Here is a 17,378-nt window from a genome sequence, read left to right on the forward strand (position 1 = left end):
CTCTAGAGAAGGGGATCGATCGCGCTCAGCGGCGCGTGTGCGCTGTAGTCGTCGGCGAACGGGATGGCCGGTTTGAACAGGGTTTTCCAGTCCGGTTGGCCAAACGCCCGATCGCTGTGGCTGCGCATCAGTGTTTCGAATTGTCGTTGGGCCTGGCGTTGCAGGGCGGGGTAGTCGACGCCTTGAACCTGCCCGTCCTGCATCACGCAGCGGCCATCGATGTAGCTGGCGATGCAGTCGTCACCGCGCCCGGCCAGCAGCAGGTTTTTCAGTGGATCGAACAGCGGCCCCAAATGCAGGCCGCGAAGGCTGAACACCGTGATGTCGGCCCTGCACCCCGGCGCCAGTCGGCCGAGATCATCACGCCCCAGCGCCTTGGCGCCGCCGAGGGTGGCGGCGTTGTACATGTCCAGCGTGCTGGTCAACGAACCACCGTCCTCCATCAAGCGAGCGATGTTCAACCCCTGACGCATGTTGTCCAGCAAGTCCGCCGGCCAGGTGTCAGTGCCCAGCGCAAAGTTGATGCCCTTGGCCCGATAGCGCCCGAACGAGTTCAGCGCCTCGCCGTCCCGGGCAAACACCACTGGGCAATGCACCAGGCTCGCGCCGCCATTCACCACCCGTTGCAGGTCTTCATCACCGTGGGTGTAAATGCCGTGGGGCAGCAGGCTGCGCGGCGTCAGCAGACCCGATTGCTCCAGCCACGCCAGCGGCGAAACACCGCGCAACTGCTCAACCATCGCCACTTCGCCAAGGCCCTGGCAGCAATGCAAACGCATCGGCGCGTTCAGCTCACGGCTCAGCGCGGCGGTGCGTTGCAGCAGCGCCGGGGTGCAGGTCTGGATTCGATCCGGCAGCAGCGCGCCACGAATCAGACCGTCATGTGAACCGTCGAAATCCTCGAAAAACCGCACAGCCGCGTCGAGTCCGGCCATGCCCCGGGCTTCATCCCAGTGGTGCCCCAGGCTGCCATCGGCGCGCCAGTAACTCATGCCACTCATGTAGCAGGGGCCAAGGTAAGTCCGCAGTCCCAGTTCGGCCGCCACACCGGCCACCGCAGCAAATTCGTCGTAGGTTTCGGCCCACTCGCGGTAGTACATCGAGGTGATCGGCATGGCGGTGGTGATGCCATTGCGAATCAGCTGTGTGAGGGCGTAGCGGTACTTGAAGACTTCTTCGTCCGCGGTGTAACTCTCCCGTGGACCGGCGGCCAGATAGTCTTCGGACCACATCCGGCCCATGTCGCGTTCATCGCCGTTATCCAGCGTCAGCACCGTGGAATCGAGGTCGCCGAGCGCATCCAGGTCGATGAAGCCGGGACCGATCAGCGCGTTGCCGTAATCGATCCACTGATCCACCGGCCCGGCATAATCCCTACCGACAAACACGATGCGCGAGCCTTCGAACACCACTTCGCCATCGCGCCACAGCACATGCTGCGTGCCGTCGAAACCGACCACGCAACTGCTTTTAAGGGCGATGCGCTTCACAAACGGCTTTCCAGCAAACGACCGCCTGAAGCAATCAACTCGCCGCGCCGATACACCTGGCGCACGGGTCGCGAGACCACCGCTTCACCCAGCGTCTGCACCGGCATCAACAGGAAGTCTGCCGGTTGACCGATCTCCACGCCATAATCGTCACAGCCCAGCGCCAGCGCGCCATTCACGGTCGCCGCTGCAAACGCCGCCGCGAGTTCCTCGTCCTTGTTCAGGTCGAAACGAAACGCCAGCAGCATCGCCCGTTCCAGCATGTCGCCGTTGCCCATGGGCGACCAGGCGTCACGAATGCCGTCCGAACCCAGGCACACATTCACCCCGGCCTCGCGCAATGCAAGGAACGGCGGCACCGCGCAATCGGCCGGTGCAGAGCTCATCAACGAAATCCCCAGCGCCGCCAGTCGTTCGGCCACCGGTTTGACCTGACTCCACGGCAACATGCCCAGGCAATACGCATGGCTGATCATGACCCGACCGTGACGCCCGTAATGCTCGGTGTAGTCGGCGATCAGCGCGATTTGCCAAAGACCCAGTTCACCCTTGTCGTGCAGGTGAATGTCGACTCCACGGTCGAATTCGCTGGCCAGTTTGAACACAAAATCGAGCTGGGCGACCGGGTCGTTGTCGATGCCGCAGGGGTCGAGGCCACCGACGTTTTCCACGCCCAGTGCCATGGCTTCGCGCATCAGTTCGGCGGTGCCGGGGCGACAGATCAGCCCGGTTTGCGGGAACGCCACCAGTTGCAGGTCGATCAGGTCGCGGTAGCGTTCGCGCAGTTGTTGCATGGCCTCGACATGACGCAGACCGAAATCCGGGTCAATGTCGACGTGGCAACGCATGGTCAGCGAGCCACGGGCGATGCAGTTTTCCAGCAGGGCCCCGGCGCGTTCGGCGATGGGGCTTTTCACGTCACGCAGCACTCGGCGCTCGTTGGCGATGTAATCCTTGAGCGTCGGCCCGGCACTGTTCGGGCGCCAGGGTTGGCCCCAAAGCGTTTTGTCGAGGTGGACGTGGCTTTCCACGAGGGCCGGGGTGAGGAGCTGGTTCTGGCCGTCGATGTCGGTGGCGGTCAGGACCGCGGACGATGCCGGGCGGCGTTGTTTGAACAGGCCGTTTTCGATCAGCAGGTCTTCGGCGGTGGCGCCGTAGGGGCGCACGTTGCGCAGCCAGCGGGGTTGGGTCATTGCATACCTCGAATTTTGTGGTGTTCAGGCGGGCCTCATCGCGGGCAAGCCCGCTCCCACAGGGTTTTGTGTTGGAATAAAAATAGTGTGCCAACCGAAAACTTTGTGGGAGCCGGGCTTGCCCGCGATGGCCGCGCCTCGGTTTCGCTCCCACAGGGTTAGGGGGTGTTCACAAATGTTGTGATCAACACAAAACACTGTGGGAGCTGGCTTGCCAGCGATGGCCGCGACTCGGTGTTAAGTCAGCCCTTGAGCTTCGACCAGATCCGGTCCTGCAGCGCCCGCGCCTTGTTGCTGCACTCTTTCTCGGGGCGCAGGCGCGAGGCGAACTCGTCGGGCATGTTGATCGCATCCATGACCCGCCATTTGGCGTCGATCAACTTGTCGCTCTGAATGCCGTTGTCGTAGGCGATGGCGTTGGACACGGCGGCGGCGTTTTCCGGTTTCATCATCCAGTCGATGAAGATCTTCGCGTTGCCGGGGTGCGGGGCGCTTTTGGGCACGGCGAAGTTGTCCTGGAACATCGCCAGGCCTTCCTTCGGATACACGTATTTGATCGTGCTCTTCTGCAACGTGGCCCGGGCGGTGGAGCCGTTCCAGTTCTGCATCATGATCACTTCGCCGGAGGCCATGCGGTCGACGGTGTTGTCCGAGCTGTACATCTTCAGGAACGGTTTCTGCTTTTGCAGCAGTTCCAGAATGCGCTTGGCGTCCTGCGGGTTTTCGCTGCATTCGTCGACGTTCAGATAATGGCTGGCGGCATTGATCACACTGCTGGACGTATCGAGGGCGGCGAGTTGGCCTTGCAGTTCCTTGCGCGGTTCGAAGAACTCTTTCCAGGAGTCGTCGAGTTTGCCGCCGGGCACGCGTGCGCTGTCATAGGAAAACCCGGTGGTGCCCCACAGGTACGGTGCCGAGAACTTGCGGCCAGGGTCGAAACTCGGGTCGCGAAACGCCGGTTTGACGTGCTTGAAATTGGGCAGGGTCGACGCGTCGATCTCCAGCAGCAGGTCCTGATTGATCAGGGTGCGCATGATCGACTGCGACGGCACGATCACGTCATACGCCGCGCCGCCGGCCTGCAATTTGGCCAACAGGGTTTCGTTACTGTCGTAGCCGTCCATGGTGACCTTGATGCCGGTCTCTTTTTCGAATTTGGCCAGCAGATCTACCGGGTAGTAATCGGTCCAGTTGTAGAAGAACAGCTCCTTGGGTTCGGCGGCCTGCGCGGTGAAAACGGTGAAGCAACTGAGGGCCAGACCGGCGACGCCATAACGCATGCTTTTCAGTTTCATAAAAGAACGCTCCAGGATTATTGTTGTTTGCCGCGCTGTCCCAGCCAGAAGGCCAGCACCACCAGCACGATGGAAATCACCAGCATCAGGGTCGAGATCGCGTTGATCTCCGGCGTCACGCCGGCCTTGATCGCCGAGAAGATGTACACCGGCAACGTCGTCGAACCGGGGCCGGCCACAAAGAAGGTCATGATGAAATCGTCGAGGCTGACCACGAACGCCAGCACCGAACCGGACAACACCGCCGGCCACAACAACGGCAACGTCACCCGGCGAAACACCTGCCACGGGTTGGCGTACAAATCGTTCGCCGCTTCCAGCAGGCTTTTGTCCAGGTCATTCAAACGCGCGCGGATCGGTAGGTACGCGAAAGGAATGCAGAAGCCGATGTGCGCGACGATCACCGTCAGCAAACCGAGCTTGATCCCCAGGGCCATGAACAGCAGCAACGTGGCCACGGCGGTGACGATCTCCGGCAGGATCAGCGGGAGGTTGATCCCGCCCTCGACCATCTTCTGCCCATAGAACGGCCGGTAAGTCGCCAACGCCGCGAGCAGTGCAATGGCCGTGGCGCAAACCGTGGCGATGCTGGCGACGATGATCGAGTTCAGCGCCGCCGTCTGGATCGACGGGTTGGCCAGAATCCGTCCATACCAGGCGAACGAAAACTCGGTCCACACCGTCGCCGAGCGATTGGCGTTGAAGCTGTAGGCGATCAGCACAAAGATCGGCACGTACAAATAGGCCAGGATCAGCAGGCTGACTTCGCGGGTCAGCGGCAGTTTTTTCAGGTGCAGGGCAATCATGCGGTGGCTTCCCGACGAAGAGTTTTGGCGGCGCTGCGGCTATAGAGCGCGTAAAGCACCAGGGACAGCAGCAGAATCCCCAGCAACAGGAACGACAGCGAACTGCCCAGCGGCCAGTTCCGCGCGGTGCCGAACTGTTGCTGGATCAGGTTGCCGATCATCAGCGTCTTGCCGCCGCCGAGAATTGCCGGAGTGATGAAGGCGCCGAGGCTCGGCACAAACACCAGCAGCGCACCGGCAATCACGCCGGGCATCGACAGCGGCAGGATGATCCGCTTCAGCGCGTGCCAGCGATTGGCACCCAGATCGTAGGCAGCTTCAACCAGACGCCAGTCGAGTTTTTCCAGGGTCGAGTAGATCGGCAGAATCATGAACGGCAGGAAGCTGTAGACCAGACCGACGCTGACGGCGAAGTCGTTGTAGAGCAGGGTGATGCCGCCCGCCTGCGGGAACAGCGCGTTGAGGCTTTGCGCGACCCAGCCGTGTTCGCGCAGGATGATCAGCCACGCGTAGTTGCGGATCAGCAGGTTGGTCCAGAACGGAATGGTGATCAGCAGGACCATGAGGTTGCGCCGGCGCGGGGTCAGGCTCGACATCCAAAACGCCACCGGGAAGCCGAACAGGAAGCACAACAATGTCGTGCCGCCGGCCTGGAACACCGAGCGCAACAGTGCTTGGGCGTAGACCCAGTTCAGTTCCAGTTCACCGTCGAAACCTTCCTGGAAAAACAGTTGCACGTAGCTTTGCAATTGCCAGTCGGCTTGCCAGTCGACACCGCCATACACGTTACGCGGCAACAGGCTGATGTAGCCCATGATGCCCAGCGGAATGGCGATCAGCGCCAGCAAAGTCAGAACCACCGGGCTGAGCAACAGCGCGCGGTTGAGAGCGGGAGAAGTGCTGCTGACGCTCATCTCAGGCCTCCATCAACAGACAGGCGTGGGGCGGCAGGTTGACCGCGACGCGATCACCGACCACGCGACCGCGGTTCAGGCCTTCGTTGTTTTCGCGCAGCATGACCTTGATGTCGTTGTTCAAGCGGCATTGGTAGAGGGTCGCGGTGCCGACGTACAACACCGCTTCAATGACGCCGCGCAGGTGATGCGGTTGCTCCGGTTCGACCAGTTGCGAACGCTCCGGGCGGAACGCCAGTTGCACGTTGCTGCCGTCGAAGCCCTGGGCCGGGCAGGGGATTTCCACCGGCATGCCGCTGGGCACGAAGAGTTTTTCGTTCTGCTGACCGCGCTTGAGGTGGCCGGGCAGGAAATTGATGTCGCCGATGAACTGGGCGACGAACTGATGCTGCGGCCGTTCGTAAATGTCGTTCGGCGTGCCGATCTGCAGGATCTTGCCGGCGGACATCACCGCGATGCGATCAGACAGGGTGAGGGCTTCTTCCTGATCGTGAGTGACGAAAATGAAGGTGATCCCGGCTTCCTTCTGCACGCGCTTGAGTTCGACCTGCATCTCTTTACGCAGCTTGAGGTCAAGCGCCGACAGCGGTTCGTCCAGCAACAGCACTTTCGGTTTCGGCGCCAACGCCCGGGCCAGGGCCACGCGTTGTTGCTGGCCACCGGACAATTCGGCGGGTTTGCGTTTGGCCAAGTGCTGCATCTGCACCAGCGCCAGCATCTCGTCGACGCGCCGAGGAATAACCTTGTGATCAAGGCCCTGCATCTCGAGGCCGAAGGCGATATTCTGCGCGACACTCATGTGCGGAAACAGCGCGTAACTCTGGAAGACGGTGTTGACCCGGCGCTTGAACGGGGGCAAATCATTGACCGGTTCGCCCGCCAGACGGATCTCGCCATCGCTGACGTGTTCGAAGCCGGCGATGGTGCGCAGCAGGGTGGTTTTGCCGCAGCCGGACGGACCGAGCAGGGTGAAGAACTCGTTGTCGGCAATGTCGACTGAAACGTTGTCGAGGGCTGGAGCCAGCCCCGGATCGTCGGAATACCGCTTGGAGACGTTACGCACTTCGATTGCGACTGGATGACCCATAATGGTGCATTCCTCTAATTATTGTATGCAATATCTGGATGCAATCTACAAATAACCGGATTAATCTGCTTGTGCAACCCCCTTTTTCAAAGGCTGCTCATCGCCTGGGGCCGGTTGTTTAGCGCTAAAGGAGGGTTCAAATGACCGAGAAGAAACTCGAGACCACGGTCGACCGCGTCTACCAAGGGGTTTACGAGGCGATCAGCAAACATTCGTTGCGTCCCGGCATGAAGCTCGGCGAGGCGTCGCTGGCCGAGCTTTTCAATGTCAGCCGCACGTCGGTTCGTGCCGCGCTCAAGCAATTGGAGGCTGATGGATTGGTGACGACCGAGCCCAACAAGGGGGCGTCGGTGTCGCTGCCCAGCGATGAAGAGATCCGTTCGCTGTTTGAAACGCGGCGCTTGATCGAGATCGGCATCGTCAGCGAACTCTGTCGCCGGCGTGATACCGCAGTGACCCAGGACCTGCGCGATCACCTGTTGCTGGAGGATGAAGCACATCGCAGCGGCGATCATGAACGGCTGATCCATCTGCTCGGCGAGTTCCACATCAAACTCGCGCAAAGCCTGAACAACCCGGTGCTGCTGGACTGGTTCCGCAAACTGATTTCCCGCGCCTCGCTGTACGCCGCCGCGCTGGATGACGACAGCCACGAAGCCTGCCGCGACGATGAACACCTGCGTCTGATCGAGTACATCGAAGCCGGTAACCAGAGCGCCGCCATCGAACTGACCTGCATGCATTTGAACGGTATCGAGAAGGCGATCCTGGACGTCGCCGCCACGTTGAAAACTGGCTACCATCCGCTGAAGCACCTGATCGAGGTGTAGCCACCAATCTTGAATCCGAAGCTGCACCCTGTGGGAGCGAGCCTGCTCGCGATAGCGCTGTAGCAGTCGATGAAAATATTGACTGCCAGGCCCTCATCGCGAGCAGGCTCGCTCCCACAGGGATCTGTGGCGCCACGGATTGCCGCAAGAATCAGCTACCCTCTATGAAACCATTGGCAGCTGCGATGCTCGAAACAAACGGGCGCCAATCACAGGACTCAGAACCAGTCGATGCAGTTTCTAGACGATAGCCACGGGTGTGCCGGATGGAACGGCGAAATGGCCGGGCGCATCCGTGCGTTCGACTGGAGCCGGACCGAGCTGGGGAGCATCGACACCTGGCCCGCCAGCCTGTGCAGCGCGGTGCAGCTGTTGCTCGCCTCGCCACTGCCGATGGTGATGCTGTGGGGCCGTCCCGGTTACATGATCTATAACGATGCATACTCGTCGTTCGCCGGTGGCCGACATCCTTATCTGTTGGGCTCTCCGGTGGAGCTGGGCTGGCCGGAAGTCGCCGAGTTCAACCGGCATGTGGTCGATACCTGCCTGGCCGGCGGCACCTTGTCCTATCGCAACAAAGAGCTGGTGCTGTTGAGGGACGGCGTCCCCGAAGACGTGTGGCTGGACCTCTATTACAGCCCGGTGGCCAATGACGAGGGGCAGCCGGCCGGGGTCATGGCGATGGTGGTTGAAACCACTGACCATGTGATTACCGAGCGCCGACGCCAGGAAGCCGAAGACGCCTACCGCGCCGACAATGAACGGGTGCGCCTGGCGTTGAATGCCGGGGCCTTGCTCGGCTCGTTCGTCTGGGACATGAAGGGCAATCTGCTCTCCGGTGATGAACGCTTCGCCCGGACCTTTTCCTATCCGGCCGGGTATAACCTCGGCGACTTGCCGACGGACATCGCCGAAGCACGGATTCATCCCGACGACCGCAGCTGGGTCAACGAGCAGGTCAATAAATCCATCGCCACTGGCGAGCCCTTCAACGCCGAATATCGCGTGCTGCGCCCCGACGGCAGTTACCTCTGGGTGCAGGCCAGCGGTTGCTGCGAGTTCGACGAGCAAGGCCAACCGTTCCGCTTTCCCGGGGTGTTGATCGACATCCACGAGCGCAAGACCGCCGAAGAATCCCTGCTCAAGTTCACCCGGAATCTGGAGCAGCGCGTCGCCGACGAAGTCGAAGCGCGGCTGGCGGCGGAAGAACAACTACGCCAGTCACAGAAACTCGAAGCCATCGGCGGACTCACGGGGGGCGTGGCCCATGACTTCAATAACCTGCTGCAGGTGATCGCCGGCAACCTGCACTTGCTGGCGCGGCATGAGCCGGACAATGCCAACGTGCAGCGCCGGGTCAGCGCATCGATTGCGGCGGTGGAGCGGGGCGCGAAGCTGTCCTCGCAATTGCTCGCATTCGCCCGCCGTCAGCCGTTGTCACCAGCGGTCTGCGACCCACGGCAAATCTTCGAAGGCCTCGGCGAGTTGTTGCAACGGGCGTTGGGCGAAACCATCCAGATTGATGTGCGCTTGCCTCAAGCGTCGTGGTATATCAACGTCGATCGCAATCAACTGGAAAACGCAATTCTCAATCTGGTGATCAATGCCCGTGACGCCATGCAGGGTGAAGGGACCATTGAACTGAGCGCCGAGAACGTCGTGCTCGACCGTCAGTTCTGCGCGGGCAAGGGGATTTCAGCGGGCGATTATGTCCGCGTCGCCGTGGCCGATACGGGCGCCGGCATGTCGCCGCAAGTGCTCGCGCAAGCGTTCGAACCGTTTTTCACCACCAAGGTCGATGGACAGGGCACGGGGTTGGGGCTGAGCATGGTGTTCGGTTTCGTCAAACAGAGTGGCGGGCACATCGAGATGTCCAGCGTCGAAGGGCAGGGCACTCGGGTGCAGCAGTATTTCCCGCGGAGCCTGCGACCCCTGCTCAGTGAAACAGTGACCCATGACACGCCACAACGCGGCGGCCACGAAACCATTCTGGTGGTCGAGGACAACGAAGCGGTGCGCAGCTCCGCAGTGGAGTTGTTGCGTGAAGAAGGCTATCAAATCCTGACCGCTGCCAACGGCGATGCCGCCATGCAGATGCTGCTGGACGGGGTGGAAGTGGAGCTGATTTTCACCGACGTGGTCATGCCCGGGCTGATCAAAAGTTCGGACCTGGCGGCCTGGGCCAAAGTGCAGACGCCACCGGTGGCGGTGTTGTTCACGTCCGGCCATACCCGTGACATTATTTCGCGCAATCACCAACTCAGCCCCGACACTTTTTTGCTGAGCAAACCCTATAGCCCCGAAGCACTGACCCGGATGATCCGCACAGTCCTCAATGGCTAACCCCAATCAAAATGTGGGAGCGAGCCTGCTCGCGATAGCGTCGGGTCAGCCGACATCATTGTTGACTGTCAGATCGCAATCGCGAGCAGGCTCGCTCCCACAGGGGGCTGTGTGTTTCTGCAATTTAATTAAGGTTGCCCGATGACTTCCAAGCGCATTCCCAATCCTCCTTCCGGCATGGTCAGAGTGCGCGGTGCCCGTGAACACAACCTCAAGAACATCGACGTCGATATCCCGCGTGATGCGCTGGTGGTGTTCACCGGCGTATCCGGTTCGGGGAAATCGTCCCTGGCATTCTCGACCCTGTACGCCGAAGCGCAGCGGCGCTATTTCGAGTCTGTGGCGCCGTATGCGCGGCGCCTGATCGATCAGGTCGGCGTGCCGGACGTCGATTCCATCGAAGGCCTGCCGCCCGCGGTCGCCTTGCAACAACAGCGAGGCACACCGAGTACCCGGTCTTCGGTGGGCAGCGTGACCACGTTGTCGAGCCTGATCCGCATGCTGTACTCCCGCGCCGGCAGTTATCCGCCGGGGCAGCCGATGCTCTATGCCGAAGACTTTTCGCCCAACACACCACAAGGCGCTTGCCCTGAATGTCATGGTTTGGGCCGGGTGTACGAAGTCACCGAAGCCCTGATGGTCCCGGACCCGAGCCTGACCATTCGCCAGCGTGCGGTCGCTTCCTGGCCCACGGCGTGGCAGGGACAGAACCTGCGGGACATCCTCGTGACCATGGGCTATGACGTCGACAAGCCCTGGCGCGACCTGCCGAAAAAGCAACGCGACTGGATTCTCTTCACCGAGGAAACCCCGACCGTTCCGGTGTATGCCGGGCTCACACCGGAAGAAACCAGAGTCGCCCTCAAGCGCAAAATGGAGCCGAGTTATCAGGGCACCTTCACCGGTGCCCGGCGTTACATCCTGCACACCTTCACCCATTCGCAAAGTGCGTTGATGAAGAAGCGGGTCTCGCAATTCATGCTCGGCAGCCCGTGCCCGCTGTGCGACGGCAAACGGCTTAAACGCGAGGCGTTGTCGGTGACGTTCGCCGGTTACGACATCGGCGAGTTGTCGCAGATGCCGTTGCTGCAAGTGGCCGAAGTCTTGAAGCCGGTGGCCGCTCACAGTTACCTCGAACAGGCCGATGAGGCGGGCGAGGTGCTGACCCACGACCAGACCCGCGAAGCCCGTGAGCAGCGAGTCGCCCACGGCGCCAGTGGTCACACCAACGCGCCGGATGTTCGTCACACGCCGAACCTGTCGGTGGAAAAACGCCTGGCGGCGCAACGGATCGCTCAGGATTTGCTGGAGCGGGTCAGCACGCTGACCGATCTGGGGCTCGGTTACCTGGCGCTGGAGCGCAGCACGCCGACGTTGTCGTCCGGTGAGTTGCAGCGGTTGCGCCTGGCGACGCAATTGGGTTCGCAATTGTTCGGGGTGATTTACGTACTGGATGAACCGTCCGCCGGTCTGCACCCGGCGGATGGCGAAGCGCTGTTCGAAGCCTTGCAGCGCTTGAAAGCCGCGGGCAACACCTTGTTCGTGGTCGAGCATGACCTGGAAACCATGCGCCGCGCCGACTGGCTGATCGATGTGGGCCCGGCGGCGGGCGAGCATGGCGGCCGCATCCTGTACAGCGGGCCGCCCCAGGGTCTGGCCGAAGTGACGAACTCGCAGACCCGCGCGTACCTGTTCGCCGATCAGGTCAGTCAACCGCGAACCAGCCGCAAGCCGACCGATTGGTTGCGGCTGGAGGGCATCACCCGTAACAACCTGAGTAACCTCAGCGTCGAGTTTCCGCTGGGTTGTTTCACCTCGGTGACCGGCGTTTCGGGTTCCGGTAAATCAAGCCTGGTCAGCCAGGCGCTGCTGGAACTGGTAGGCGCACATCTCGGGCGTGGGGGGAGTGACAGCGAACCCGAAGAACTGAGCCTGGAAGACGATGCACCGCAAGTCAGTGGTGGTCAGGTCAGCGCAGGGCTGGAATCGATCAAGCGGCTGGTGCAAGTCGATCAGAAACCCATCGGCCGCACGCCGCGCTCGAACCTGGCGACCTACACCGGGCTGTTCGACAACGTGCGCAAGCTGTACGCCGCGACAGCCGAGGCGCAGGCCGAGGGCTACGACGCCGGTCAGTTCTCCTTCAACGTCGCCAAGGGCCGCTGCCCGACCTGCGAAGGCGAAGGCTTTGTCAGCGTCGAATTGCTGTTCATGCCCAGCGTCTACGCGCCATGCCCGACGTGCCACGGTGCACGCTACAACCCCGAAACGCTGGCGATTACCTGGCAGGGTTTGAACATTGCCCAGGTGTTGCAGTTGACGGTGGACGAAGCGGTCGAGGTGTTCGTTGAGCAGCCGGGTATCCGGCGCTCGCTGGAAGTGCTGCGGGATATCGGTCTGGGTTATCTGCGTCTCGGGCAGCCGGCGACCGAGTTGTCCGGCGGTGAAGCCCAGCGGATCAAACTGGCCACCGAACTGCAACGCAACCAGCGCGGCGCGACCTTGTATGTGCTCGACGAGCCCACCACCGGGTTGCATGCGCGAGACGTCGATCGCTTGCTCGAGCAATTGAATACGCTGGTCAAGGCAGGGCACACGGTGATTGTCGTCGAGCATGAAATGCGCGTGGTGGCGCAGAGCGACTGGGTGATCGACATTGGGCCGGGGGCAGGGGATCAGGGCGGCAGGATTGTGGCGGCAGGGACGCCGCAGAAAGTCGCCAACAGCAAAAAGAGCCGGACGGCGCCATTTCTCGCGAAAACCCTCAACCTGTAGGAGCACGGCTTGCCGGCGATAGCGATTTCACGGACGCCATCGCCGGCAAGCCGTGCTCCTACAGGTGCGTCAGGCGCAGTCGAGCGTGCGGCGAACCTTGTCCAGCAGCTCGCTGATCTGGAATGGTTTGATCAGCATGTCCATGCCATTGCCGAGGAACACCTGGCGGTTAAGGGCGTTTTCCGCGTAGCCGGTCATGAACAGGATCGGCAACCCTTCGCGCCAGCCACGGGCAACGTCTGCCAGTTCCCGGCCATTCATGCGCGGCAGGCCCACGTCCGTCAGCATCAGATTGATGGAAGGGTCGTTTTGCAGGCGTTCCAGCGCACCTTCGATATCGCCCACCTGCGTGCAGCGATAACCCGCATCCACCAGCACTTCGGCAACGAACATGCGCACCGCCGGCATGTCTTCGACAATCAGCACATGCTCGCCCGAGCCTTGCGGGTTCACGGTTGAAGGTTCTTCTTCACGGGAGGTCGGATCAGCCGAGGCGGGCAGCATGATGGTCACTTCGGTGCCGCGTCGCGCCACGCTGCGGATGTGCGCGTCGCCCCCGGATTGGCGGGCGAAACCATAAATACTCGACAGCCCCAGCCCGGTGCCCTGGCCCAGCGGCTTGGTGGTGAAAAACGGGTCGAACACCTTGTCGATCACGCTGTGTTCGATGCCGGTCCCGTCGTCGCGTACCGACAGCGCGACGTACGCCCCGTCCGCCAGTTTCAGGTCCCCGTGGGAGTACGCCGCGTAGGTGCTGACCCAGATATTGCCGCCCTGGGGCAGCGCATCGCGGGCGTTGATCACCAGATTCAGCACCGCACTTTCCAGTTGAATCGGATCGACCAGGGCAATCGCGGCTTTGGAGGTCAGTTCGAGTTTCAGCGCGATGTGTTCGCCGATGGTGCGTACCAGCAATTCTTCCAGCGAACGGATGTGTTCGTTGATGTCCACCGGCCGGGTATCGAGCGGTTGCTGGCGGGCAAAAGCCAGCAAGCGATGAGTCAGCGAGGCGGCGCTGGTGGCCGAGTTCAGCGCCGCTTCGGCGTAAAGAACGACCTTGTCGGTGCGTCCGTTGGCGACGCGTTTCTGGATCAGCTCCAGGCTGGTGATGATGCCGGTCAGCAAGTTGTTGAAGTCATGGGCGATGCCGCCGGTGAGTTTGCCCAGCGCGTCCATCTTCTGCACCTGCAGCAACTGCGCTTCGGTACGCACCCGTTCGGCGATTTCATGTTCCAGTTGCGAGGTCGCGTCATCCAGCCTGGCTAGGTGAGAACGTTCGCGGTGGCGATGTTCGGTGACGTCCTCGACGAACACCAGGCTCAGCTCCGGCGTGCGATAAGGCGAGATCTGCCACTCGGTTTCCCGCAGTTCACCTTCGACGCGCATGTTCAGCGTGCCTTTCCAGCGCTCGCCAGCGGTCAGGCGCATACGCAGTTCGTCGAGGATGATCTCCTGCTGGTCGGCGAAGCACTCTCGCAGGGCGTCCGGGTCGCGATTGTCCTGGATCAGCCGGGCGAACGCGTGATTGCATTCGTGCACCTTGAGCTGTGCGTCCAGCACGGCGATGGGCGCCGAGACGTTGACGAAAATCTCGCGAAAACGCGCTTCGCTTTCACGCAGGGCGTTTTCGGTATCACGGACCCGCAGCAGCGTGCGCAAGGTGGCGAGCAACACATCCGGGTCCACGGGGTGGATCAGGTAGGCGTCGGCACCGGCGTCCAGGCCGGTGATGATGTCGCCGGTCTGGATGGACGCGGCGGACACGTGGATCACCGGGAGCAGGGCGGTGGCGGCTTCGGAGCGCAGTTTGCGCACGATGTCGAAGCCGCTCATGTCCGGCAGGTTGACGTCGAGGATCAGCGCGTCGATGCACTCGCTGTCGATCAGGGCGAGCCCGTCGCCACCCGTACCCGCTTCAAGCACGGCGTAGCCATGCGGTTCCAGACGTCGACGCAGGGCGTAGCGCGTGGCGGCGTTGTCATCGACGATCAGCAGGCGGATATCACGTTTCATCGGCGGGCTCCATGGCGATGGCCAGCGGGATGATCACAAAGAAGGTCGAACCGACCCTCGGTGTACTCTCGACCCCGACGTCACCTCCCAGCAGTGCTGCGAAGCGTTTGCACAAGGACAGACCCAGGCCAGTGCCGCGCAAGCGTTTTTGCAGCGGCGAGTCGACCTGGGAAAAGTCCTCGAACAATGCGCCATGCAGCTCCGCAGCGATACCTATTCCGGTATCGGTCACGGCGAAGCGGACCTGGTCGCTGCCCTCCAGCCGCGCCGAAACGCGGATTTCGCCGCGTGTGGTGAACTTCAACGAGTTGGAAATGAAGTTGCGCAGAATCTGCGCGAGCTTCTTGTCGTCGGTATAAAGCCGTGGCAGGCCGACGGGTTCTTCGAAAATCAGGTCCACGGCGCTGGCGTCGACAATCGGGCGGAACATGCCGCGCAGCGCGGCGAACAGGTCGAACATGTCGAACCAGGCCGGCGATATGGTGATGCGCCCGGCTTCGATTTTCGCCAGGTCCAGCAGGTCGTCGACCATGTCGCTGAGCTCGCGTGCGGCGGTGCTGACGAACGCCACCTGCTTGTGCTGTTCCACGCTCAACGGTCCGTCGAGTTCATCGGTCAGGAGGCTGGCGATGCTCAGGATCGAGCCCAGTGGTGTGCGGAACTCGTGGCTCATGTACGACAGGAAACGGCTTTTCAGGTCCGAGGCCTGGCGCAACTGTTCAGCCTGGGTATCGAGCTCGGCGTACAGCGCGAGCACGCCCTGGTTGGTCTCGTCCAGCTCTTCGCGCAGGGCTTGGGCTTCGCTTTGCAGCTGCGCGATCAGCGCGGCCTGTTCGTCGATCTGACTCAGGGGTATCTCAGCCATGGGCTGTCTCCAGAGCGATGACCAACACCGTAACGTCGTCCCGTCCACGGCAGAAATCGCGGTGCAGAATGGCGGCAATCACGGCGGGGTGACGGTGTACCAGGCCGGGGTAATCCTGCAGGTTCCAGCGGGACTGCAAACCGTCGCTGTACATGATCAACAAATGTCCGTTCACGTGTGCATAGTCAAAGGGCTGCGCTTTGCGGTATTGCCCGCCGACGATGCCGGGGTGGGAGGCCATGCCACGGGACTTGTCCGGGGCGATCAGGCAGGCGCCGATGTTGCCGATGCCGACGAATCTCAGCGCGTTGGCCTCGCCATCGAACTGAGCGATGGCCAGTGCGCCGCCACGGGTGCCGGTCATGGCGATGTGGATGTCCTCGAGCAACAGCATCGGCGAAGTGAACGGCGACCGGGCAAAGGTTTTTTCGCCGGCGCGGGCGGCACGTTCGGCTTCTTCGCCATGCCCCAGGCCGTCGATCACCAGCGCACTGATGCGTGACCCGTCGAAGGCCAGGTGAAAGACGTCACCGCAGGCCGGATCGTCGTGCAGCGAATGCTGGCTGACGCCGATACGTCGATCCGGTGCCTTGTCGCTGCGCGGGTAAAACCGCGTCAACAGCACAGCCCCACGCGCATCGGCAAATGCGTCGAACACGTCGGTCTGGCGCGACACGGCGCCAAGGCCGATGCCCTGGGTACCGCGGGTGGAAAACCCGTCGGCCAGGCACGCCTGTAAGTCAAAGCCCTTGGCGCGGTCGATGGCGAGTATTTCGATTCCCGCCCCTGAAATTCGTGGCACCACCCTCAGGTGCATTTCGCCTCGGGTGGCGTGCTTGAGAATGTTGCTGGCAAGCTCGGTGGCCACCAGTGCCACACGCCCGGCATCCGTGGCGTCAAAGCCGTTTTTTTCTGCGAGGTGCTGAGCGGTGCGGCGTGCGTGACCGATCTGGCTGCTGTCTTCGATGATTAATACCTGCGTCATCGAACCGCCGATATTCATGTCCATCGGGTGATCGTTATGCGAGTGCCTTTGCCGGGCGCGGTGTCGAGCTCGAACTCTTCCACCAGCCGCTTGGCGCCGGTCAGGCCCAGCCCCAGGCCGCTGCCGGAGGTCCAGCCGTCGGTCATCGCCAGTTTGATGTCGGGGATGCCCGGGCCTTCGTCGCGAAAGACCAGGCGCAAACCGGTGCGCGCGTTTTCGTCGAGAATTTGCCAGTCCATGTCACCGCCACCGCCATACACCATGGTGTTGCGTGCCAGCTCACTGACAGCGGTCACCAGTTTGGTCAGGTCGATCAGGCGCATGCCGCATTCCTGGGCGAGTTTGCGCGCCATTTGCCGGGCGAGCACGACGTCCTGCTCGATTTGAATAGGCTGACTGCCGCTGCTGCGCACGGTCATTGCTCGCGTACTCGATCCTGAAGCAGTTTCATCCCGCGTTCGACATTCAGCGCGGTGCTGACGCCGGGCAAGGTCAGGCCGAGCTCCACCAGGGTAATGGCGACAGCAGGTTGCATGCCGACCAGCACGGTCTGGGCGTCCATGATTTTCGACAGACCGGAAATGGTGCCGATCATCCGGCCGATGAACGAGTCGACCATGTCCAGTGCAGAAATATCGATCAGCACGCCCCGGGCGGATGTCCGGCTGATGCGCTCGGACAAATCATCCTGAAGCGTCAGGGCCAACTGGTCATGCATGTCGACCTGGATGGTCACCAGCAGGAAGTTGCCCATCTGCAAAATCGGAATACGCTCCATCGGC

Annotated in this window: 14 protein-coding genes; 3 read left to right on the forward strand and 11 right to left on the reverse strand. The window is 61.9% G+C overall.

Annotated elements, in window-relative coordinates; all coding sequences use genetic code 11:
* Nucleotides 1–2 precede the first annotated feature (2 nt).
* The 6 genes from KJF94_RS09560 to KJF94_RS09585 form a co-directional block, all read right to left on the reverse strand.
* Nucleotides 3–1,490 carry an amidohydrolase family protein gene (locus tag KJF94_RS09560; protein WP_214382873.1) on the reverse strand — a complete coding sequence of 496 codons (1,488 nt, stop codon included), beginning with the start codon at nucleotides 1,488–1,490 and terminating at the stop codon, nucleotides 3–5.
* Complete coding sequence (locus KJF94_RS09565) at nucleotides 1,487–2,683, reverse strand: amidohydrolase family protein (RefSeq protein ID WP_214382875.1); 1,197 nt, start codon at nucleotides 2,681–2,683, stop codon at nucleotides 1,487–1,489. The genes KJF94_RS09560 and KJF94_RS09565 overlap by 4 nt, the downstream gene beginning before the upstream one ends.
* 242 nt (nucleotides 2,684–2,925) lie before the next feature.
* Nucleotides 2,926–3,978 (reverse strand): extracellular solute-binding protein, encoded by a 1,053-nt coding sequence (locus KJF94_RS09570; RefSeq protein WP_214382877.1) that lies wholly within the window; start codon nucleotides 3,976–3,978, stop codon nucleotides 2,926–2,928.
* Nucleotides 3,979–3,995: 17 nt separating this feature from the next.
* Nucleotides 3,996–4,784 (reverse strand): ABC transporter permease, encoded by a 789-nt coding sequence (locus KJF94_RS09575; protein WP_084323457.1) that lies wholly within the window; start codon nucleotides 4,782–4,784, stop codon nucleotides 3,996–3,998.
* A complete protein-coding gene (locus KJF94_RS09580) occupies nucleotides 4,781–5,698 on the reverse strand; it encodes an ABC transporter permease (RefSeq protein WP_214382879.1) in 918 nt (305 codons plus the stop codon). The genes KJF94_RS09575 and KJF94_RS09580 overlap by 4 nt, the downstream gene beginning before the upstream one ends.
* Nucleotide 5,699: 1 nt before the next feature.
* Entirely contained in the window at nucleotides 5,700–6,785 is a 1,086-nt protein-coding gene (locus tag KJF94_RS09585; RefSeq protein WP_214382881.1) for an ABC transporter ATP-binding protein, read from the reverse strand.
* 140 nt (nucleotides 6,786–6,925) lie between these two features.
* Here KJF94_RS09585 and KJF94_RS09590 point away from each other — a divergent pair, with 140 nt between their 5' ends.
* The 3 genes from KJF94_RS09590 (at nucleotide 6,926) to uvrA (ending at nucleotide 12,733) form a co-directional block, all read left to right on the forward strand.
* Nucleotides 6,926–7,615: a GntR family transcriptional regulator gene (locus KJF94_RS09590; protein WP_214382883.1), complete on the forward strand. Its 690-nt coding sequence runs from the start codon at nucleotides 6,926–6,928 to the stop codon at nucleotides 7,613–7,615.
* 231 nt (nucleotides 7,616–7,846) lie between these two features.
* On the forward strand, nucleotides 7,847–9,958 hold the full coding sequence (locus KJF94_RS09595) for a hybrid sensor histidine kinase/response regulator (RefSeq protein ID WP_214382885.1): 2,112 nt from the start codon (nucleotides 7,847–7,849) through the stop codon (nucleotides 9,956–9,958).
* Between the two features lie 141 nt (nucleotides 9,959–10,099).
* Nucleotides 10,100–12,733: an excinuclease ABC subunit UvrA gene (gene uvrA, locus KJF94_RS09600; RefSeq protein WP_214382888.1), complete on the forward strand. Its 2,634-nt coding sequence runs from the start codon at nucleotides 10,100–10,102 to the stop codon at nucleotides 12,731–12,733.
* Between the two features lie 69 nt (nucleotides 12,734–12,802).
* Here the strand turns inward: uvrA and KJF94_RS09605 are convergent, their stop codons facing one another.
* The 5 genes from KJF94_RS09605 to KJF94_RS09625 are packed head-to-tail and all read right to left on the reverse strand — an operon-like array spanning nucleotide 12,803 to nucleotide 17,374.
* Complete coding sequence (locus tag KJF94_RS09605) at nucleotides 12,803–14,746, reverse strand: response regulator (RefSeq protein WP_214382890.1); 1,944 nt, start codon at nucleotides 14,744–14,746, stop codon at nucleotides 12,803–12,805.
* Nucleotides 14,736–15,611 (reverse strand): sensor histidine kinase, encoded by an 876-nt coding sequence (locus KJF94_RS09610; protein WP_214382892.1) that lies wholly within the window; start codon nucleotides 15,609–15,611, stop codon nucleotides 14,736–14,738. Before KJF94_RS09610 ends, KJF94_RS09605 begins: the two co-directional genes overlap by 11 nt.
* Nucleotides 15,604–16,614: an ATP-binding protein gene (locus KJF94_RS09615; protein ID WP_214384826.1), complete on the reverse strand. Its 1,011-nt coding sequence runs from the start codon at nucleotides 16,612–16,614 to the stop codon at nucleotides 15,604–15,606. The genes KJF94_RS09610 and KJF94_RS09615 overlap by 8 nt, the downstream gene beginning before the upstream one ends.
* Nucleotides 16,611–17,015, reverse strand: a complete 405-nt coding sequence (locus KJF94_RS09620; RefSeq protein WP_214382894.1) for an anti-sigma regulatory factor — start codon at nucleotides 17,013–17,015, stop codon at nucleotides 16,611–16,613. Before KJF94_RS09620 ends, KJF94_RS09615 begins: the two co-directional genes overlap by 4 nt.
* Complete coding sequence (locus KJF94_RS09625; protein ID WP_084323448.1) at nucleotides 17,012–17,374, reverse strand: STAS domain-containing protein; 363 nt, start codon at nucleotides 17,372–17,374, stop codon at nucleotides 17,012–17,014. The genes KJF94_RS09620 and KJF94_RS09625 overlap by 4 nt, the downstream gene beginning before the upstream one ends.
* Between the last annotated feature and the right edge of the window lie 4 nt (nucleotides 17,375–17,378).

The organism is Pseudomonas hormoni, from assembly GCF_018502625.1.
In the GTDB taxonomy this organism is placed as follows: domain Bacteria; phylum Pseudomonadota; class Gammaproteobacteria; order Pseudomonadales; family Pseudomonadaceae; genus Aquipseudomonas; species Aquipseudomonas hormoni.